The sequence below is a fragment of the Mesorhizobium sp. B2-8-5 genome, from assembly GCF_006440675.2.
Lineage (GTDB): Bacteria > Pseudomonadota > Alphaproteobacteria > Rhizobiales > Rhizobiaceae > Mesorhizobium.
In genome coordinates this window covers 2,670,053-2,688,466 of the sequence record NZ_CP083951.1, presented here as the reverse complement: position 1 = coordinate 2,688,466, position 18,414 = coordinate 2,670,053, and the positions used below count along the sequence as shown (strand labels likewise).

18 protein-coding genes are annotated in these 18,414 nt (G+C 63.0%); 8 read left to right on the top strand and 10 right to left on the bottom strand.

Annotated features, from left to right (window positions below):
• The first annotated feature begins 281 nt into the window (after positions 1 to 281).
• The gene (locus FJ430_RS13160) at positions 282 to 830 is read left to right on the top strand and encodes a TIGR00645 family protein (RefSeq protein ID WP_140703724.1); all 549 of its coding nucleotides are present in this window, start codon (positions 282 to 284) and stop codon (positions 828 to 830) included.
• Here the strand turns inward: FJ430_RS13160 and FJ430_RS13155 are convergent.
• The 3 genes from FJ430_RS13155 to FJ430_RS13145 form a co-directional block, all read right to left on the bottom strand.
• Positions 814 to 1,680: an SDR family oxidoreductase gene (locus tag FJ430_RS13155; protein ID WP_140703726.1), complete on the bottom strand. Its 867-nt coding sequence runs from the start codon at positions 1,678 to 1,680 to the stop codon at positions 814 to 816. The genes FJ430_RS13160 and FJ430_RS13155 overlap by 17 nt on opposite strands.
• Positions 1,681 to 1,940: 260 nt before the next feature.
• A complete protein-coding gene (locus FJ430_RS13150) occupies positions 1,941 to 2,591 on the bottom strand; it encodes a helix-turn-helix transcriptional regulator (protein ID WP_140703728.1) in 651 nt (216 codons plus the stop codon).
• An 8-nt stretch (positions 2,592 to 2,599) separates the two neighbouring features.
• A complete protein-coding gene (locus tag FJ430_RS13145; protein WP_140703731.1) occupies positions 2,600 to 3,475 on the bottom strand; it encodes a S1C family serine protease in 876 nt (291 codons plus the stop codon).
• 160 nt (positions 3,476 to 3,635) lie between these two features.
• Between FJ430_RS13145 and FJ430_RS13140 the strand changes: the two genes are divergently transcribed.
• Complete coding sequence (locus FJ430_RS13140) at positions 3,636 to 4,583, top strand: S1C family serine protease (protein WP_140703733.1); 948 nt, start codon at positions 3,636 to 3,638, stop codon at positions 4,581 to 4,583.
• 2 nt (positions 4,584 to 4,585) lie between these two features.
• Here FJ430_RS13140 and FJ430_RS13135 read toward each other — a convergent pair whose 3' ends face one another.
• Complete coding sequence (locus FJ430_RS13135) at positions 4,586 to 7,525, bottom strand: P-loop NTPase fold protein (RefSeq protein WP_140703735.1); 2,940 nt, start codon at positions 7,523 to 7,525, stop codon at positions 4,586 to 4,588.
• A 267-nt stretch (positions 7,526 to 7,792) separates the two neighbouring features.
• On the bottom strand, positions 7,793 to 8,218 hold the full coding sequence (locus tag FJ430_RS13130; protein WP_140703737.1) for a VOC family protein: 426 nt from the start codon (positions 8,216 to 8,218) through the stop codon (positions 7,793 to 7,795).
• Between the two features lie 66 nt (positions 8,219 to 8,284).
• Here FJ430_RS13130 and FJ430_RS13125 point away from each other — a divergent pair, with 66 nt between their 5' ends.
• Entirely contained in the window at positions 8,285 to 8,911 is a 627-nt protein-coding gene (locus tag FJ430_RS13125; protein WP_140703739.1) for a TetR/AcrR family transcriptional regulator, read from the top strand.
• Here the strand turns inward: FJ430_RS13125 and FJ430_RS13120 are convergent.
• Positions 8,853 to 9,800, bottom strand: coding sequence for a LysR family transcriptional regulator (locus tag FJ430_RS13120; protein ID WP_140703742.1), 948 nt, complete (start codon positions 9,798 to 9,800; stop codon positions 8,853 to 8,855). The genes FJ430_RS13125 and FJ430_RS13120 overlap by 59 nt on opposite strands.
• Positions 9,801 to 9,916: 116 nt before the next feature.
• On the opposite strand from FJ430_RS13120, the gene FJ430_RS13115 reads away from it, so the two are divergent.
• Entirely contained in the window at positions 9,917 to 10,555 is a 639-nt protein-coding gene (locus FJ430_RS13115) for an FMN-dependent NADH-azoreductase (protein ID WP_140703744.1), read from the top strand.
• Between the two features lie 77 nt (positions 10,556 to 10,632).
• On the opposite strand, the gene FJ430_RS13110 is transcribed toward FJ430_RS13115, so the two are convergent.
• The 3 genes from FJ430_RS13110 to FJ430_RS13100 form a co-directional block, all read right to left on the bottom strand.
• Positions 10,633 to 11,808: an ROK family transcriptional regulator gene (locus FJ430_RS13110; protein WP_140703746.1), complete on the bottom strand. Its 1,176-nt coding sequence runs from the start codon at positions 11,806 to 11,808 to the stop codon at positions 10,633 to 10,635.
• A 148-nt stretch (positions 11,809 to 11,956) separates the two neighbouring features.
• Positions 11,957 to 12,976, bottom strand: coding sequence for an SIS domain-containing protein (locus tag FJ430_RS13105; RefSeq protein WP_140703748.1), 1,020 nt, complete (start codon positions 12,974 to 12,976; stop codon positions 11,957 to 11,959).
• 19 nt (positions 12,977 to 12,995) lie between these two features.
• Positions 12,996 to 13,919, bottom strand: a complete 924-nt coding sequence (locus tag FJ430_RS13100; RefSeq protein WP_140653807.1) for a BadF/BadG/BcrA/BcrD ATPase family protein — start codon at positions 13,917 to 13,919, stop codon at positions 12,996 to 12,998.
• 146 nt (positions 13,920 to 14,065) lie between these two features.
• On the opposite strand from FJ430_RS13100, the gene FJ430_RS13095 reads away from it, so the two are divergent.
• Genes FJ430_RS13095 through FJ430_RS13080 form a run of 4 tightly spaced genes read left to right on the top strand, consistent with a single transcriptional unit; the run spans position 14,066 to position 18,068 of the window.
• The gene (locus tag FJ430_RS13095) at positions 14,066 to 15,316 is read left to right on the top strand and encodes an extracellular solute-binding protein (RefSeq protein WP_140703750.1); all 1,251 of its coding nucleotides are present in this window, start codon (positions 14,066 to 14,068) and stop codon (positions 15,314 to 15,316) included.
• A gap of 17 nt (positions 15,317 to 15,333) precedes the next feature.
• The gene (locus FJ430_RS13090; protein ID WP_140640656.1) at positions 15,334 to 16,269 is read left to right on the top strand and encodes a carbohydrate ABC transporter permease; all 936 of its coding nucleotides are present in this window, start codon (positions 15,334 to 15,336) and stop codon (positions 16,267 to 16,269) included.
• The gene (locus tag FJ430_RS13085) at positions 16,269 to 17,099 is read left to right on the top strand and encodes a carbohydrate ABC transporter permease (protein ID WP_140703752.1); all 831 of its coding nucleotides are present in this window, start codon (positions 16,269 to 16,271) and stop codon (positions 17,097 to 17,099) included. Before FJ430_RS13090 ends, FJ430_RS13085 begins: the two co-directional genes overlap by 1 nt.
• 36 nt (positions 17,100 to 17,135) lie before the next feature.
• Positions 17,136 to 18,068, top strand: a complete 933-nt coding sequence (locus FJ430_RS13080; RefSeq protein WP_140703754.1) for a 3-keto-5-aminohexanoate cleavage protein — start codon at positions 17,136 to 17,138, stop codon at positions 18,066 to 18,068.
• 12 nt (positions 18,069 to 18,080) lie between these two features.
• Here FJ430_RS13080 and FJ430_RS13075 read toward each other — a convergent pair whose 3' ends face one another.
• Positions 18,081 to 18,374, bottom strand: a complete 294-nt coding sequence (locus FJ430_RS13075; protein ID WP_140640662.1) for an HlyU family transcriptional regulator — start codon at positions 18,372 to 18,374, stop codon at positions 18,081 to 18,083.
• Between the last annotated feature and the right edge of the window lie 40 nt (positions 18,375 to 18,414).

Sequence of the window (18,414 nt, the reverse complement as noted above, 5' to 3'; positions counted from 1 at the left end):
GTCCGGATTTTCGGAATCAGCGCGCAAGATGAAGGCCCGTCCCGTCGGGACGGGCCTTTTTTCTTGCCGGCTCAAGAAGATTTGTCCTGCCGATTAGCGACTGCTCATTGAATCGCCGCATTGCGACACCCAGATTCTGTGCAGGGCGTTCCCTGCCCTGTCCCGACTCCAGCGGGACACACTGAGCCCCGCCGGGTCCCCTCCCCGGCGGGGTTTTTTGTCTTGAAAACCGGCCCTGTCTGGCCGAAATACCCTCTATCGCAATTTGAACGGAAGCCTTCATGAAGCGTCTCGAACTCGCCATCGAATCCGTCATCCTGGCCTCGCGCTGGCTGCTGGTGGTCTTCTATCTGGGGCTCGGCGTGGCGCTGGCGATCTACGCGCTTTCTTTCGGCAAGAAGCTTTATGAGTTCGTGATGAGCGCCTTCACGCTCGGCGACACCGACACGATCCTGAAGATGTTGGGCTTGATCGACGCCGCGCTTGTCGCCTCGCTGGTGGTGATGGTGATCATCTCGGGTTACGAGAACTTCGTCAGCCGCTTCGACGAGCAGGACGGCGAGGTCCATTGGCTGGGCACGATCGATGTCGGCTCGCTGAAGGTCAAGGTCGCCTCGACCATCGTCGCCATCTCCTCCATCCACCTTTTGCAGGTGTTCCTGAATTCCGTGTCCTACACGACCGACCAGCTGATGTGGCTGACCATCATCCATCTCGCCTTCGTCGTTTCGGCGCTGATGCTGGCCTATATCGACCGGGTCATGGCGTTGGCCAAGGGCAAGAAGGCCGCGATGGATCGAGGCGAGCGCTCCATCAGTAGATCCTTCTGACTTTCGTCTGCGAGTTCGCAAACACCTCGTCGGGGACAAAAAAGTCGCCCGCGAGCTGATCGGCCGCGCCCGGCGCGTAGACCGAAAAGTCCGTGACGCCTTCGCCGCGCAGAACCTCTTCGTCGATGTAGAAATTGCCGGTCGCCTCGCGCGACGGGCGCAGGAAGATCGCGTGCGCCGCATCGGCCATGATGTCGGGCGAGCGGCTCATCGCCGCCACCGTCGCGCCGCCAAGCAGGTTGCGCACGGCGGCCGTATCGATGGTCGAGATCGGCCACAGCGAATTGACGGCGATGCCGGCTCCGGCGAACTCCGCGCTCATGCCAAGCGTGCACATCGACATGCCGAACTTGGCCATCGTGTAGGCGACGTGGTTCTTGAACCACTTGGCCTTCATGTCGAGCGGCGGCGCCAGATTCAGGATGTGAGGATTCTCTGCCAACTTGAGGTGGGGAATGCACATTTTGGAGACCAGGAAGGTGCCGCGCGTATTGATCTGGTGCATCAGATCGTAGCGCTTCATGTCGGTCTCCAGTGTGCCGGTAAGCTGGATGGCGCTGGCATTGTTGACGCAGATGTCGATGCCGCCGAACCGCTCCACGGTCCTGGCCACCGCCTCGGCGACCTGCGCTTCGTCGCGAATGTCGCAAAGCACCGGCAGCGCCTTGCCGCCGGCCTGTTCGATTTCTTGCGCCGCGCTATAGATCGTGCCCGGCAGTTTCGGATGCGGCTCGGCGGTTTTGGCCGCGATCGTCACATTGGCGCCGTCGCGCGCCGCGCGCAGCGCGATCGCCAGCCCGATGCCGCGCGATCCGCCCGAGATGAACAGCGTCTTTCCGTTGAGCGACATCCTTCGCCTCCCTCATCAACTCGGAAGGCAACTTGCGCGGCTGATGGGCACGGCGCAAGAGCCGAAAGGAGGCGAAGCGGTTACGCTGCGTAGCGTAGGAAACCACCCTGGCGCGGAGCGGGTCACTTGAGATTCAGGTCAGGCCGAGTCGAGAATGGTGGGTTCCGAGAACCGGAGCGGAGCGTACTTGGGGTACGTGAGCACCGGAAGCGCAGGAAGCCGCCATTCGCAGGCTGACCTCACCTGAATCTCAAGTGACCCTAGACCAGCACCAGCCCCTGCCGCATGGCGATGGCAATCGCGTCTGTCCGGTTGGCGGCGCCGAGCTTGATCAGGATGGCGGCGACGTGGAACTTCGCCGTGTGGACGGAAATGTTGAGCCGCCGGGCGATGATCTTGTTCGGCGCGCCTTCGGCCAGCAGCGCCAGCACTTCAGCCTCGCGCGGCGACAAGGCCGGGCGAGGCTGGTTGTCGTCAGGCGTCTCTTCCCCGGCAAGCTCGTCGTCGTGGAAATCGCCATGCGCGACCTCCGACGGCGGCGCCTTGCCGACGCGGTAGCCTGACGCCGCCAATCGCGCAGCGGCGGCGATCAGCAGGCCATCTGCGGAGACAGGCAGCACGGCCAGCACATTGTCCGCCGCCCCCCGCTCGCTGCCCGCACGCCGCGAAAGCAGGACGATGGGCGTCGCCGAACTGACGACCCGGCTTTCCAGGCCGGCCTCATCGGCGACGGCGACATCCGCCATTTGGCCGACGCCACTTCCAGCCAATGCCGGCGCCAGATCGTCGCTCGCGGCCAGCGCATCGGCAAGCTGCTCGGCCCGCTGGGCATCGGCAAGCGCGACAAGCACCGTCAGCCGGTGGGTTGCCGGCTCCGGTCTCGTAATCGTTTGTGCCGTGCTGCTGGCCATCGATCCTCTCAGCTCAGCGGTTTCTCGCCGATGGTGATCGACACGTCGCGCTCGGCGCCGCCGCTCGAAACGCCTAGAGTGACGGTGGTGCCCGCGCTGTCCGGTCCGAGCTTGCGGATCAGCTCGCGCGGTCCATGCACGGCCTCGCCGTTCCAGGCGATGACGATGTCGCCGACATGCAGGCCCGCAGCCTTGGCCGGGCCTTTATCGTCGAGGCTCATCACCATGGCGCCTTTGGTGTCGCCATTGCGGATCGGATGCAGCCCGGCGCCGAGATAGCCGCGCGCGACATGGCCCTTCTCGCGCAGTGTCGCGACCGCGCGCTCGATCGTCTCATAGGGCATCACCAGCGCCCGCCGGCGCGGTCCGAACAAAAGCATGCCGATCACGCCGCCCTTGGCGTCGAGCACCGGCCCGCCCTCGAAGCGCCCGCCGGTGTTGATGGCGAGGTTGATGCGCCGGTCGATCGTGCCGCCGCGCATCGAGCGCCAGGCCGGCCCGACCTCGCCGACCGTGCCGAACACGGCAAGCGCGGTTCCCTCGCTGCTGCCCGCGGCGATCGCCAGATTGCCTGGGCGCACGGCAGAGGCCTGGGCCAACTGCGGGAGACCGGCAGCACCGGAAGCAGGCTTCAACAGGGCAACGCCCGTCGAAGGATCGCGTCCGACAAGCTCGGCCTTGACGGCCTCGCCGGAAGCCAGCGTCAATTCGATCTCCTCGCCGGCTTCGACCGCTTCCTCGGCGGTGACGAAGAAACCGTCGCGCCAGTGGAAGGCGCTGGCGGTGCGGTGATGGTGCGTGACGAAACTCGCCAGCGCGGGGGCGGCGGTGGCCGCGACATCGGCGATCGCATCGGAAAAGGCACTGAGATTGAAGTCGCTCATAAGACTGTCTCCTGGGTTCGGTGACCCAGATATCGCTCGGTAGCGCAGCCTCGGGTACTCGCCTGACGGCTAGTCACCGGCCCGACTGGCCATCTGGTCAGGTCGCGGCAATTGCGGCCGCTCCGCACATATAGTCATCATTGTACGAGGGAACACGCCCATGGCTTTCGCAGCCGAAAAACTTCCACCCGATGACACTTTGCTCGACGCTTACTCGGTATCCATCGCCGATGCCGTCGACCGCATCGGTCCGGCCGTGTGCCGCATCGAGCGCATCGGCGCCGGCGGCCACGGCTCCGGCTTCGTCATCGCGCAGGACGGACTGGTCGTCACCAACTTCCATGTCGTCGGCGACGCGCGCGCCGTGCGCGTCACCATGCCGGACGGCGCCGCACGCGAAGGCCATGTGCTCGGCCGCGATCCCGACACCGACATCGCGCTGGTGCGCGCCGACGGCAGTTTCGCCGACGTCGCGCCGCTCGGCGATTCCAATCGCCTGCGCCGCGGCCAGATCGCCATCGCTATCGGCAATCCGCTCGGTTTCGAATGGACAGTCACCGCCGGCGTCGTCTCGGCGCTCGGCCGCTCGATGCGCGCCTCGACCGGGCGGCTGATCGACGACGTCATCCAGACCGATGCCGCGCTCAATCCCGGCAATTCGGGCGGACCGCTGGTGTCGTCGGCGGGCGAGGTGATCGGCGTCAACACCGCCATGATCCACGGCGCGCAGGGCATCGCCTTCGCGGTCGCCTCCAACACCGCCAATTTCGTCATCTCGGAAATCATCCGCTTCGGCCGTGTGCGCCGCGCCTTCATCGGCGTTTCCGCCGACACGACCAACCTGCCGCGCCGGGCGGCGCTGCTGTCGCAAGTGACCACGAACACGGCGGTGCGCCTGCGCGGCGTCGAGAAGAACGGCCCGGCGGCCAATGCCGGCCTGAAGGAGGGCGACATCATCGCGGCAATAGACGGCCGGCCGGTCACCGGCGTCGACGACCTCGTGCGCATGCTCGACGCCGAGCGCATCGGCCGCGAGACGCTCTGCACGGTCGTGCGCCGCACCGGCGTCAGCCAGGTGACGGTGATGCCGGTGGCGCGGACCGCGTAATCTTAGGATTCTTCGGTTGGAGCCGGTTTCTTCGGCGGTGCGACCTCTATTAATTGGCCGCTAGCTGGGGGCAGGATCTGCCGAAGTTTCAGGATATGTGCAGTGGTAATGGCACAATCTTGCCACTCCTGATCGCCTTGAAACTTGATGATCGCCATCACTTCTACCTTCGCTCTCAGCGCCCTCAAGAACGCGTTGGTGTTTTCAACAGGCAGGTAAGTAACGGCCTCGTCTGGCCGATTGAGTAACCGATTGGCGAGGCCGGGATAGGTGCTCAGCGTAAACCAACTTTTCGGCCATTCGATCATCAAGATGATCCACAATGCCAGTATTTTCCATTCGGTTGAACCGGGTTGCACGCCCTGCTCGATGCGAGCCACCTCTTGCAAGAGAGCGACGGCGTTGATGATACGCTTTATTTGGCGCGGATTCGGCGGCAGTACTGAGGACAAAGCTTCAAGCCAATGCCGTGTGGCAGCCTCAGCGGTTTTGTCAGTTGCAGCACGCAGCGATAAACGCCTGTCGAGATCGGTCAGGACGACTCTGGCCGCCGCGTCGGTCGCTGCGCTGGTCTTAATGTCTTCTCGCACCGCTTGAGCGGCGCTTTCGCGCTCCAAAGCCTGGTCCTGCCGCAATATTGCCTCCACACGCCTTTGAAGTGCGCTGTCCATAGGCGAAGCGGCCTCGAACTCTAGTTCCTGTGTCGGAGGCCGCTTTATACCCAGCAGATCCCGCACATAAGTGCGGCGGGCTGAGTCTGAAATATCGGGAAGCACAAAGGAAAATTGGATGGCTTTTTCAGCAAAGCGTGCGCCGAACTCATGTTCAGGCCCGACATGAATTCCTTTCATTGCCTCGTTGACCTTGGTAAAGCATTCCTCGATCCAGTCGCGGTCGCCAAGCAGAATGAACACTAAGCGCGGGCTTTTGAGAATCGTCTGCATGCCACGAATCAACTCGACGACAAATGTCGGCTCGCAGCGGTCGAGGTCATCGATAACCACTAGAACCGGGCGTTTAAGCGAAGCCATCATTCGCGCGAAATGCGCTCGGAAGCGGTCGAGAGGATCGCCTGAGCCCAAGGCATAGTTCTTTGCAGCATCTGGTGTACCGGACAGCAGGGTGGAGCTTAGCGCCGAAAGGACGGTCCATATTAACGGCGCCCCTCCCACAAGCGCGGCAATGACAACAGAAATGAAGGGATAAAGACTGGAAGTGTTCGGATCGACAGCCCCCTTGTCGTTGAGTTTGAGCAACCCGAATTGGAAGAACAGACCAACCGCAGCAATACCCAAGACGGTAATTGCGACCTTGTTGCGGATATCGGGTGTCCACACTCGCCAGAACATTTCACGCAGCCAACTCCATGACCAATCTGCAGTGCGCAGCCATGACGAAAGATATCCTTGCCCAGCAGCCGGCGGTTGCGGCACCTGTGGAGCGTCAGGCAGAGGATTGCCCAACAGGTCTGTTGCAGAAGCAGGCTCGACTAGCGCCCTTTCAGCAAAGATTGCGTCTGTCGTTTGTTTCCGGATCGCCTGATAGAACACCCACCATGGTGGCAGAACGTGCTGATGCTGCCATGCGTTGAAAGTGACGATGTGCCACGGCCGCCTGTAGGATTCCGGCCAGAAGGTCGGATCGCCAAGCGGCAGGCCCAACATCCAGTCCGGAGGTGAGCCCGCCACCTTGTAGGGATTGAGTAGGCGGATAAGGAAATTGGCAAAGCAGGTCTTACCACCGCCCCATGGCGCGTCGATGTGAACGACAAAGCCCGGTGGGGGCTCCCTGCTTGGGCGTTGGGGCCAGAGACCCGTCCACCGAGCACTGTTGCCAGCATAGTTTTCCTGAGGTTGTATCTTGTTGAGTTGATCCCAGATCTGATTGAGCCGCCCAGCGAGTACAAAAGCTAGATCCGCGCGACTGAGAAAATCGACATCGGGATCGGCAGAATCATCAAGGAAATTAGTATCAATGGCGGAGGTTTCAGGCAGGGACAGAGGTCTTTGCCGCGGCGAATCTTCTGTCCCTTCTGAGTTAGAGTTCCTTTTGTCCCCAGCGATCTCGCCGGATTGCGAAATTGATTCTAGGATCTCGGCAGGCGGCACATGCGGACCGGAGTACGTGTCTGCGGAATTTTCGGAAATACGCCCGGCACTCCATCTTGCGATGTCTTCATTCACTTTCCGCGGCTCGCGACTCCACCAAGTGTCAGGTTGGCCGGCGATGCGCACGTCAAGTTTCTCACCGAAATAGGATGTCGGCCGTACAGTTCGGCCGTTCGGCAGTATCGCACGGTACCATGCGATCCAATGACGAAAGCCCGTCTCAATCAGAGTAGTATCCTTGGTCATCCTATCAAATGGCGTGCGTGCCCAACGCGGAAAGTTCGCCTGAAATTTCGGATCACCGCGCACATCGGTCAGCCACAGCGGCTCATGCATTAACCTTCGGGCGATCCCGGCGCGGTCTTGGCTTCGCGCCTCAGAGAGGTAGGAAACATCAGCACTAATGCTGGTCCACAATTGCGTCGCATCGCCAACGTCTGTCGCCAAATCAGCCGCAGCGGCTAGGGAAAAGAGCGCTGTATCGTCGGTAACTGCATTGGTGACCGCAGCCTGAACGACAATCCTGGCCGCGGCTGCTGTGCTAGCGCTGGTCCCCATTATGTCGAGAGTTGCCGTAACAACTCTGGCAGCATCCTCCGCAGCTAATCTCACATCATGCTCCGGGTAGCTGCCAGCAGCCCATGACACAAACGCTGCACGAAACATTGCAAGAGCCAATCGATCTGGAGAAGACGGAGTCGGCGAGCCGAAAGCTGCTAGCGGTAGCACTCTCAGTGCAAGGCGCGCAGCAATCGCCTGGGCCCAGATCGAAGGTTCCCCGGCGAGCCACCTTTCAAGCCCTCCCCGACTGCGAATGTTGATCCCGTCCACCATTTCAAAGCCCCCCAAGTTGCTCTAAAATGGCTCGCAACTCGAGCGCACGCAATCATAAAACTTAGACGTAGTATTACTCTATTTTATAGTGCGGATATTTTATTATGCCTGGCGCGGATATGTGCCCGTCAATATCCATTCGACATTTTATCGGTTCGACAATCCCATTTTTCATGATCATTCGCCTAGGGCGCAAGAAAACAGCGGCGTTCGCACTCCGAACCGTTGCGGCCTAAACTAATGCCGGCATCTGCTGCACTGCGAAGCTCAGGGTCCGGCCGCGCCCTCGGCGTAATGCGCCAGGAACTCCTCGCTTGGCGGGATCGGCTTGATCACGTCGATCAGCACGCCGTTGGGATCCCTGGTTATGAAATGGCGCTGGCCGAAGGGCTCGTCGCGCAAGCTGCGCAGGATCGGCAGGCCTGCGGCAACGACGCGCTCATAGACGGCGTCGGGATCCCGGACCTCGAAATTGATCAGCAGGCCGGACGCGCGCCCCCGTCCCTCTTTCGGGATCGTCTCATGGTCGCCCTGGACGATGCCAAGGTTGACGCGCCTGTCCTCGACCGACTGCAGGTGCACATACCAGTCGCTTTCGAAGAGCGGGGTGAAGCGGAAATGCTCGACGTAAAAGGCCGCCGTCCCGGTGACATCGTCCGTCATCAGCACCGGATAATAGCTGGTCGTCTTCATCTTTCCTTCTCCTCGCATCCAACATACAGTCTGTATGTAAGTTCAAATAACATACAGGCTGCATGTATGCAACAAGAGTCCGGGCGCCGCTCCAACCGCGACCGCACCGAGGCGACGCGCGCCGATCTGATCCGCGCGGCGCGAAAGCTGTTTACGGAAAAATCCTATGCCGAGACCGGCACGCCGGAGATCGTCGCCGAGGCCGGCGTGACGCGCGGCGCGCTCTACCATCACTTCGCCGACAAGCAGGCGCTGTTCGCGGCGGTCGTCGAGCAGGAGGCCGCGTCCGTGGCGGCGGAGATCGACCATGCCTCCCCGCCCTCGCTATCCGCGCGTGACGCGCTGATCGCCGGGTCAGATGCCTATCTCAAGGCGATGCGCGCGCCCGGCCGCACGCGGCTTCTGCTGCTCGACGGGCCGGCCGTGCTCGGGCGCGCCGCCATGGACGAGATCGACAACCGCCGCGGCAACCGCTCGCTGCGCGAAGGTTTGGCGGCAGCGATGCGCGCGCAAGCGATGACCAGATTGCCTCTTGAGGCGCTGACCGCCCTGCTGGCGGCCGCCTTCGATCGGGCGGCTTTGGCTATTGAGGCGGGCGCGTCCGGCGCGGATTACCGCGCGGTGCTGATCGCGCTCATGGACGGCTTGTCTCCGGCCCTTCCTCCGTCCACACGCCCGGCTCCATCTCATTGAAGCAGCCGAGCTGCCGCTTGAACTCGTCGATCAGCCAGGTTGCCGCCGGCTTGGGGCTGCGGTCGACGCGGTGCATGGCATAGAGCGGCGAGCGCACCTCGCGATAGGGCTCGAGATCGAGTTCGACCAACCGGCCGCTGGCAAGGTCGTCGGCGATCAGCCAGCGCGGCAGGCCGCCCCAGCCAAGGCCTTCGCGCATCAAGGCATGTTTGGTGCGCACATCCGTCAGCCGCCACGTCCGATAGGCAAACACGCCATAGTCGCGCCCGCGTGTCCGCTCCGATTGGTCGGTGACGACGAGCTGGATATGCTCGCGCAAATCCTCGATGGCGACGGGTCTGGGCAGCTTCGCCAGCGGATGGTCGGGCGCCGCCGCCGGCACCATCGAGGTGAAGCCGATGCGCAGCAGATTGACCTCGGCATCGCCTTGCAGGCCGCCAAAGCCAAGATCAGACTGGCCATTGACGACCTGGTCGACGATCAGGCCGAGGGAGCCGATGTAAAGGCGCAACATGACCGCAGGGAACTGAACCTCGAAGGCCTTGAGCACGCGCACCAGCGCCGGTGAAGGCAGCGCCACGTCGACCGATATTGCCACTTCCGCTTCCAGCCCTTGTTGGTAACCGTCGGCGCGCGAGCGGATGCGCTGCAGGACGCCGATCATGCGCCGCGCGTCCTCCAGCATCGCCTTGCCGACATCGGTCAGCTGCGGCTCGCGCACGCCTTCGCGCTCGAACAGTTTCAAGCCGAGCTGCGCTTCGAGATTGGCGATGCCGTAGCTCACCACCGACTGCGCCCGGTTGAGCTTGCGCCCCGCGGCCGAGAAGCTGCCGGTGTCGGCTACTGCCACCAGGATCTGGAGCTGATCCAATGTCGGGTTCGGCTGCATGGCTAGGCCATCCATTTTATTGATGGATTGTATGCACATTATACCAGTTATCCTGATGGAGCAGCAATCCCATATTGGTGTGGAAAGTTTCAATCCAACCCCAAGGGGACACCGCCATGTCTATTCTCCTCGTTACCTCCAGCCCGCGCGGCGCCGCTTCGCACTCGACCCGCGTCGCCACTGATCTTGCCCAGAAGCTGGTTGCCTCCGATCCGACCAGCACGCTTGTCGTGCGCGATCTGGTCGCCAATCCGCTGCCGCATATCGATCCTGACTACGCCACCGGCATCTATACGCCGGCCGAAGCCCGTACGCCTCGCCAGGCCGAAGTCGTCGGCGTTTCCGACGCCGTGCTCGACGAGCTCTTCGCCGCCGACACGGTTATCCTCGCCACCGGCTTCATCAACTTCAACATCTCTTCCACGTTGAAGTCCTGGGTCGACCACGTCGCCCGCTCGGGCAAGAGCTTTGCCTATGGCGAAGGCGGCCCGAAGGGTCTCGTCAGCGGCAAGAAGGTCTATATCGTGCTGGCTTCCGGCGGCATCTATTCTGAAGGCGCCGCGGTGCAGATGGACCATGCCGTGCCTTACCTGCGCAGCGTGCTCGGCTTTCTCGGAATGACCGACGTCGAAGTCATCCGCGTCGAGGGCGTTGGCATGGGTGCCGATGCGGTCACCGCCGCGCTGGCCAAGGCCACCGCCAAGGTCGATGCAATCGCTGCCGCCAACGCCAATCAGGTCGCCGCCGCGGCCTGATCGCCGATGCCGGTAATGAAAGAGGCAGGCGCCCGCCAGCGCGTGCCTCTTTTTGCATTCGCTGGTAGGTGGCCGCCCTACAGCGGCGGCAGCACTACCGCCGGATGGCGATCCTCGCGCAGGATCAGCCCCAAGCTGTAATCCAGCGCCAGCTTCATGGCGCCAAGCGCGGTTCCGACATCTTCCAGCGAGCTGACCGCAATCTGCGTCGGCCATGCCAATTCGCCGGCCACCCGTTCGACCTCCGCCGTCATCAGCGTATTGCGCCCGACGCCACCACCAAGCACGATCAGGCCCGGATCGAACATGCCGATACAGCCGGCCGCGAGCCGGCCGATATCGGCGGCATGGCGCGACACTGCCTCGGCGGCCGGGCGCGACCCTGCGAGCGCCAGCGCGAACAATTCCTTGGCCGAGCTAGGCGGGGCTCCTTCTTGCGCCGGCCAGGTCTGCCGGCTGCGTTCGATCAGCGCCCGCGAGCCGAGATAGTGCTCCAACCCTTCGCGATAAGGCACTTCGCTGACCGACCACGGAAAAGGCATGCGGCCGACTTCGCCGGCAGCGCCGCCTGCGCCGCGATAAAGCCGGCCCTCATTGATGAGGCCAAGGCCGACGCGCACGCCGACCTGCAGGAAGGCAAAAGTCTGGTGACCTTGCGCCGCGCCGAAATGCATTTCGCCGATCGCCGCGCAGTTGACGTTGTTCTCCAGGATGATCGGTACATCGATCTTTCGTCGAAGCGTGTGCAGCACGGCGTCCGGACTATTGCCCTGACCATTGCCGAGGCGGCTGTGCGAGACGATGCGCGGCACCGCGACCGCTATGCTGCGCAAGGTGCGGAAAGTCTTGCCAACCTTTGCGGGGATCGATTTGGCCACCGACAGAACGACCGCGCCGATCTCATCGATGGTTGCCCCGTCCGCAATGCTCTCCTCCCCCGTGGCCAAAGGCTGGGCATCCATCGAATAGGCGACGGCGCGCACTTGTGCGGCGCCGACATCGATGCCGATCACATAGCCGGCACCGGGGCCAATGCCATAGACGGTGGCGGTCCGCCCGACGGCGCCGCGTTCCGTCCCGCGCGACGCAACGAGGCCGAGCGCGCTGAGCTCTGAAACGGCGGCCGACATGGTCGGCTTGGAGAGTTCCAGCATCGAGCCGAGCTTCGGCCGCGTCACCGGCCCTTGCGAGGCCAGCAGGCGCAGCACGGCGCGGGCGCTTTCCGTCAAGCTGGGGATGTCGGCTGGAGCCATCTGCGACGTTTATCCCGCCTCTAATTCCTCTTGGCGCTCGGGCCGAACCTGCCGTAGCGTATATCGCGAATCAAACACGACAGCCGTCATTGTGAAGGGTTTGAGCGGTTTCCGCGAATTCCCGGCAAGAACAGCGGCGGCGACGGGATCAAAGCTCAGTCGGCGACCAGGGTTTCAGCTTGGTGTCCGTCTGCCGGTAGCGGAAGGTGATATCGGTGAGGCCGGCCGCATCCTGCATGTCGCCGACGATCATCTGCAGCGCGATGATTTCCAGGATGCCGTCCGCCATCGCATTGCCCAGCGCCGGAATGGAGATGACAGCCAGCCTGTCGGCAGCAGCGATGTCTATCCTGCGCGTAATCAGGACCGAGGGGCAGCCGAAGGCCGCGACATCCTGCGCGATCTTGACCTCGCGGCCGTCGCCGAAGGCGACAAGGCCTGTGGCCGCGTCCTGCGATTCCATCGGGCCGTGCAGATAGTTCAGCGTATCCCAGCCGGAGGCAGGAACCCGAACTGCCTCGCGGATCAGCATCGCAGCCTCGCCCGCGTTCGCAAAACCCATACCGGCGCCGACGATGTCGATGGAGGCACGGCCGGCCAGCAGCCTCGCTGCCCGGCCGGCACTTTCCCAGCCATCGGCCAGCAGTCGCTCGACTGCCCCCGGCAATTGCGCCCAGTCGAAGGAGCCGCCGGTGATCCTGTCGACCAGCATGCCGAGCGCGAGCAAAGTGCCGGTATAGCCGGTCGAACTCGCGCCATTGTCGGCGCCCGATTCCATGGCGATCACCGCGCCAGTTATACCGGCCAGCGGATTGTCGCCGCCACGGCAGATGGCAAGGCGAGGATAGGCTTTCGCCTGTAGCATCACATCGGCGATTTCACGGCTCTGGCCGGAGGCCGACAGAGCGACAAAGGCCTCCGCGGACGCATCTATCCGGCCATAGAGCTCGGTCGGCACGAAAGCGAACCCCCGCCTGCCGGACTGGCGCAGATAGAAGGCGCCGGCGAGCGCCGCCTGATAGCTGGCGCCGATACCGGCAAAGCCGATGGCTCCCGCGGTGAAGCCCGAGAGGTCGAGCGTGTCGAGTGCCTTGGCCACAGCCTGCCTTCCGGTCTCAAGGCTTTCAGCTTGGCGGGACACCGCCGTTCGGTAGCCGATACGCTTCATTTTCGATGCTCCATGACTGCTATGCTCTGCTGCGGGAAGCTGTTTGGCCCGCGACAAGGCGTCCAGCCAGCGCCACCGCGCCGATCACCGGCGGCTCGCGCAGTAGGACCACGTGGCTTATCGGCGACACCGACGCCATGGCCTCGACGAAAGCATCCATCAGCATCGGCTGCTCGGCAATGACGCCGCCGCCGGCAACGACAAGCGCGGCATTGGCGCCGCGTTCGATCAGCAACTGGACGAGCGCGGCAAGTCCCTCCCCGCCTTCCTTGATGACGCGGGAAGCGAGCGGCGAGCCGGCAGTTGCCGCATCGAAGACGGCGTTGGCGTAGCGGCCCCAGGCCGCGGCACCCCTCGTCTCGTTGAGCAATATACCGAGCTTGGTCTGGTCGTCGGTTCCGATTTCGCGCATCAGCACGGCGATCAGCGGATCGCCCTCCTGGCCGCGGTCGAGCGCGCGGCGGATCGCCTTGGCCGCTTCGCGCACCAGTGCGGCGGCGCTGCCTTCGTCACCCAGGATCCAGCCCCAGCCGCCAGCGGCAAGCATCTTGCCCTCGGCTGTGCGCGCGACCGCGATCGAACCGGTTCCGGCCACCACCCCGATGCCGTCATCATAGCCGGCCGCGGGCACCATCAGTTCGGCGTCGTTGACCACCTGCACCCTCGTTTTGAGGTTGGCTGACAGCAGCGCCTGGAAACGCCGGCATTGCTCGTCGGTATCGCAACCATGCGCGCCGACGGCCATGGCAGCCGGCGATGATCCGCCGCACAGGTCCGCAACGATGGCCGCCAGTTTCGCCGCGTCGGCCTCCATCTGGCGGATCCGCCACTCGTCGGTGACAACCGTCTTGTCGAACAACAAGGTGTCGCCGCGCCGCCCCATGATGCGCGTCTTGGTGCCGCCTATGTCCACGCCCGCCAACAGGTTCTGATCCACGAACATTCCCCTCGTCCCACGGGCTACCGATGGACCGCACGACGTCACGACATTAGTTAGGAAACTTTACAAACTATCTTTCCAAACGGCAAGAACTATGATTTGATTAATCGCGTCAAAGCGCATGAAGCGCTGAATGGGAGATCGGGAAGATGAGCAGGAGAAGGATCGGCCTGGCCCTCGCGGCCGCCTCTTTCGCATGGGGATTCGCAACAAGTCTGGCGCACGCCGCCGACATCTCGTTCTGGACCTGGCGCCAGGAAGACAAGGCCGCCTACAACGAGCTCTTCGCCGACTTCACCAAGGCCAATCCGGACATCCACGTGAAGTTCGAGTCCTTCCCGGACGAGAATTATCCGACCATCGTCTCGACGGCGTTGGCCGGCGGCAAGGGCGGCGACGTCATCCACACCCATGCCTATGGCTGGCTCGAGCAATTCGTGAAGGCCGGTTATTTCGAGCCGCTCGACATGAGCACCGTGCCCTCGCTCGCCAACCAGCCGGCGGATGCGCTAGTGTCCGGCACCTACCGCGCCGACAAGAAGGTCTATTCGCTGCCCTTCGCCTCGCAGACGCTTGGCCTGTTCATCAACAAGGACGTCTTCGCCAAGGCCGGCCTGACGCCGCCGACCACCTGGGATGAGTTCATCGCCGTCAGCAAGGCGCTGAAGGAAAAGGGCATCTATCCCTTGGCTAACGGCATGGGCACAAGCTGGTTCAACGAGATGTTCGTGGCCATCTTCACCAACCCGTTCCTCGGCCAGGACTTCGTCAGCGACCTGACCAGCGGCAAGACCACCTTCAAGGACCCGCGCTATGTCGCGGCACTCGGCAAGCTGCTCGAACTGCGGCCCTATATGCCCGAAGGCTTCGAAGGCATCGACTATGAGACGGCCGGCCAGTTGTTCCTGAGCGGCAAGGCGGCGATGCTCGCCGGCGGCAGCTTCGACATCGCCACCTACCGGTCGCAGAACCCCGCCATCAACATGGACTTCGTCGCCCCGCCAATGGCCAAGGCCGGCGACACGCCGCAAGCCACGAAATTCTTCGACGGCGGCTACGCGGTCAATTCCAAGTCGGCTAACAAGGAAGCGGCGCTCAAGCTGGTCAACTGGATGGGCACCAAGGAGTTCGGCGACAAGTTCTCGGCCTTGCTCGGCAACATCTCGCCGATCAAGGGCGTCGTCATCAAGGACGAACTCTTGTCGCATGTCGCCAAGTTGAACGAGACGGCGATGCCGCATATCAATGTCATCTATTTCCGCTTCGAGAAGCCGACGGGATCGGAGCTGCTGCAGGGCGACATCACCAAGATGATGTCCGGATCGATCACGCCGGACCAACTCGCCGCCGACATCACCGACGGCCTCGCCAAATGGTACAAGCCGTTCCAGGGCCAGTGAGTTCCAGGGCAAGTGAGATGACGGACGGCTGGCGCCACACCGAAAGACCTTTTCCGTGGCGCCGGTCGCTCTGGATTGCCGCGCTGCTGACGCCGGCGCTGGTGGTCATGGTGCTGTTCGTGCTGTGGCCGCTTCTGTCGGCCTTCCGCTTCGCCTTCTATGAGTTCAACGGCCTGCGTCCGTCCGGCTTCATCGGTTTCGAAAATTTCCGCGAGGTCCTGTTCGAAAAGCCATATAGCGACTGGACTTACAATGCGCTGAAGCACAACGTCGTCGCCTTTCTGGCGCTGATGGTCTTCGAGAACGGCACTGCTTTCCTGATCGCCTTCGCGCTGCTCAAGGCGCTGCCGGGCCATCGCGTCCATCAGGTCATCGTCTTCCTGCCGGTGGTGCTGTCGGCGGTGATCGTCGGCTTCCTGTGGAAGCTGTTCCTGCATCCCCTGTTCGGGCTGGTGAACCAGCTCCTTGGCCTGGTCGGCGTCGGCGCCATTCCGTGGCTCGGCAACGAAAACACTGCGCTCGGCAGCATCCTGTTCGCCAACATCTGGCACTGGCTCGGCTTCCCCACTCTGGTGCTGCTTGCCGGCATGCAGCGCATCAGCAAGGACGTGCTGGAGGCCGCCCGCCTCGACGGCGCCGGCGACTACGCGCTGATGACGAAGATCGTCTGGCCGTTGATCGCGCCGAGTGTCACCATCGTCACCATCCTGACCTTCATCGGCAGCTTCAACTGGTTCGAAATCCCTTATGTGATGGCGGGCCTGACCGGTTCGCCGGGCGGCTCGACCGACGTGCTCGGCCTCTATTTCTACCGCACGGCCTTCGGCAGCACGACCACCGGCATCCAGGATTTCGGCCAGGGCAGCGCGCTGGCCGTGCTGATGTTCGTCTTCGTCGCCGGCGTCACCGCCATCGCCCTGCGTTACCTGCGCCGTCGCGAAATCGAGCAGTGATGAGGGATCGCGGCGAGACGATCAGGAACGGCGCCATCCAGCTCTTGCTGGCGGTCAATGCCGTGATCATGATCTATCCGCTGTTCGTCATGGTGGCATCGTCGTTCAAGACCAACGCCGAGATCTTTTCCTCGCCGCTCTCGCTGCCGACGCATTTCTCGACCGCCAATCTGGAGAAGGTTTGGACCGAGACCAATTTCGTCCGCTATTTGGCAAATTCGGTTGGCATCACCGCGGCCTCGGTCGCGCTGATCCTTTTGTTCAGCACGCTCGCCGGCTATGCGATCGCCCGCTACCGGTTCCGGCTGAGCTCGCTGGTCCTGATGTTCTTCCTGAGCGGCATGACCGTGCCGCTGAAGCTGGCGATCATCCCGCTGTTCATCCAATTGGACACGCTCGGTCTCGTCGACAGCTATCTCGGGCTGGTGCTCGTCTATGTGGCCATGGGCATTCCCTCGGCTGTCTTCATCATGACCGGCTTCCTGCGCACCTTGCCGCGCGAGTTGGAGGAATCCGCCCGTATGGACGGCGCCAGCGAGCTCCGCATCATGTGGTCGATCATGCTGCCGCTGGCGCGGCCGGCGATGGTCATCGTGGCGATCCAGAACGCGGTGCCGATCTGGAACGACTTTTTCTTCCCGCTGGTGCTGATCACTTCCGACAATTTGAAGACACTGCCGCAAGGGCTGACCGTGTTCGTCGGCGAATTCACCACCGACTGGGGGGTGCTGTTCACCGGGCTGACACTGGCGGCGCTGCCGATTACCCTGCTCTATATCGTGCTGTCGAAGCAGTTCATTTCTGGCATCACGCAAGGCGCGGTGAAATAGGCGCAGTCAGACAGCGAAGAGATCGAGGCATCAAAAGTGGCGAACCAGAACAAGATCATCATCACCTGCGCCGTAACCGGCTCGATCCACACCCCGTCAATGTCGCCGCATCTGCCGGTGACGGCCGAGGAGATCGCCACCGCCGCCATCGAGGCCGCCGAAGCGGGCGCCGCGATCGTCCATCTTCACGCCCGCAATCCGGTCGATGGACGCCCCGACCAGTCGACAGAGGCGTTCGCCCCTTTCCTGCAGGTCATCAAGCAGCGCTCCAACTGCGTCGTCAACATCACCACCGGTGGTGCTGCGACGATGAGCGTGGAGGAGCGCGTCCGACCGGCGAAGGTGTTCGCGCCCGAGGTCGCGTCGCTCAACATGGGCTCGATGAATTTCGCGCTGTTTCCGATGCTGGAGCGCTTCAAGACCTTCGAGCATGAGTGGGAGCGGCCTTATCTGGAATCCTCGCGCGACCGCATCTTCCGCAACACCTTTGGCGACATCGAGCACATATTGCGCACCTGCGCCGACAACGGCACGCGCTTCGAGATCGAGTGCTACGACATCGGCCATCTCTACACGCTGGCGCATTTCGTCGAGCGCGGCCTGGTCAAGGCGCCGTTCTTCGTCCAGAGCGTGTTCGGCATCCTCGGCGGCATCGGCACGCATCCGGAGGACGTCGCCCATATGAAACGCACGGCCGACCGCCTGTTCGGCAACAACTATCACTGGTCGGTCCTGGGCGCCGGCCGCCATCAATTGCCGATCGCCACGCAGGCGATCGCACTGGGCGGCAATGTGCGGGTCGGCCTGGAGGACTCGCTGTGGATCGGCAAGGGCAAGCTCGCCCGTTCCAGCGCCGAGCAGGTGACCAAGGTCCGCCAGATTATCGAAGGCCTCGGCGCCTCGATCGCCACGCCCGACGAGGCGCGGCAGATCCTGCAGCTCAAGGGCGGCGACAAGGTCGCGTTCTGACTGGGGCGCCGGTCAGCCGAACATCCGCTCGCCCTGCTCGTCGACGAGTTGGATGCCCTTCTTGATCGAGATGTCGACGGCGTCGTCCAGCCCGGCGAAACGGTCGGCGCGGATGAAGCGGTGCTCTTTCATCACGCCGTCCACTTCCTTCGAGACGACGCCGCAGGTCTGGTACTGGCCTTCGGCCTTGTAGGGCGTCGCGCTGATCAGGAATCCCTTGTGCTCGACCTGCTTGGCCGGCTTGGCGGTGCCGGTCTCCGTTGCCTCACTACCGCCGCCGCCAAAAAGCTTTTTCAGAAAAGACATTTTTCAAAACTCCCGTTCACGCCCACACAAGAGGAATCAC

Coding starts and splice junctions, on each gene's coding strand:
- FJ430_RS13160 (WP_140703724.1), top strand. CDS start 282: ATGAAGCGTCTCGAACTCGCCATCGAATCCGTCATCCTGGCCTCGCGC.
- FJ430_RS13155 (WP_140703726.1), bottom strand. CDS start 1,680: ATGTCGCTCAACGGAAAGACGCTGTTCATCTCGGGCGGATCGCGCGGC.
- FJ430_RS13150 (WP_140703728.1), bottom strand. CDS start 2,591: ATGGCCAGCAGCACGGCACAAACGATTACGAGACCGGAGCCGGCAACC.
- FJ430_RS13145 (WP_140703731.1), bottom strand. CDS start 3,475: ATGAGCGACTTCAATCTCAGTGCCTTTTCCGATGCGATCGCCGATGTC.
- FJ430_RS13140 (WP_140703733.1), top strand. CDS start 3,636: ATGGCTTTCGCAGCCGAAAAACTTCCACCCGATGACACTTTGCTCGAC.
- FJ430_RS13135 (WP_140703735.1), bottom strand. CDS start 7,525: ATGGTGGACGGGATCAACATTCGCAGTCGGGGAGGGCTTGAAAGGTGG.
- FJ430_RS13130 (WP_140703737.1), bottom strand. CDS start 8,218: ATGAAGACGACCAGCTATTATCCGGTGCTGATGACGGACGATGTCACC.
- FJ430_RS13125 (WP_140703739.1), top strand. CDS start 8,285: ATGCAACAAGAGTCCGGGCGCCGCTCCAACCGCGACCGCACCGAGGCG.
- FJ430_RS13120 (WP_140703742.1), bottom strand. CDS start 9,800: ATGCAGCCGAACCCGACATTGGATCAGCTCCAGATCCTGGTGGCAGTA.
- FJ430_RS13115 (WP_140703744.1), top strand. CDS start 9,917: ATGTCTATTCTCCTCGTTACCTCCAGCCCGCGCGGCGCCGCTTCGCAC.
- FJ430_RS13110 (WP_140703746.1), bottom strand. CDS start 11,808: ATGGCTCCAGCCGACATCCCCAGCTTGACGGAAAGCGCCCGCGCCGTG.
- FJ430_RS13105 (WP_140703748.1), bottom strand. CDS start 12,976: ATGAAGCGTATCGGCTACCGAACGGCGGTGTCCCGCCAAGCTGAAAGC.
- FJ430_RS13100 (WP_140653807.1), bottom strand. CDS start 13,919: ATGTTCGTGGATCAGAACCTGTTGGCGGGCGTGGACATAGGCGGCACC.
- FJ430_RS13095 (WP_140703750.1), top strand. CDS start 14,066: ATGAGCAGGAGAAGGATCGGCCTGGCCCTCGCGGCCGCCTCTTTCGCA.
- FJ430_RS13090 (WP_140640656.1), top strand. CDS start 15,334: ATGACGGACGGCTGGCGCCACACCGAAAGACCTTTTCCGTGGCGCCGG.
- FJ430_RS13085 (WP_140703752.1), top strand. CDS start 16,269: ATGAGGGATCGCGGCGAGACGATCAGGAACGGCGCCATCCAGCTCTTG.
- FJ430_RS13075 (WP_140640662.1), bottom strand. CDS start 18,374: ATGTCTTTTCTGAAAAAGCTTTTTGGCGGCGGCGGTAGTGAGGCAACG.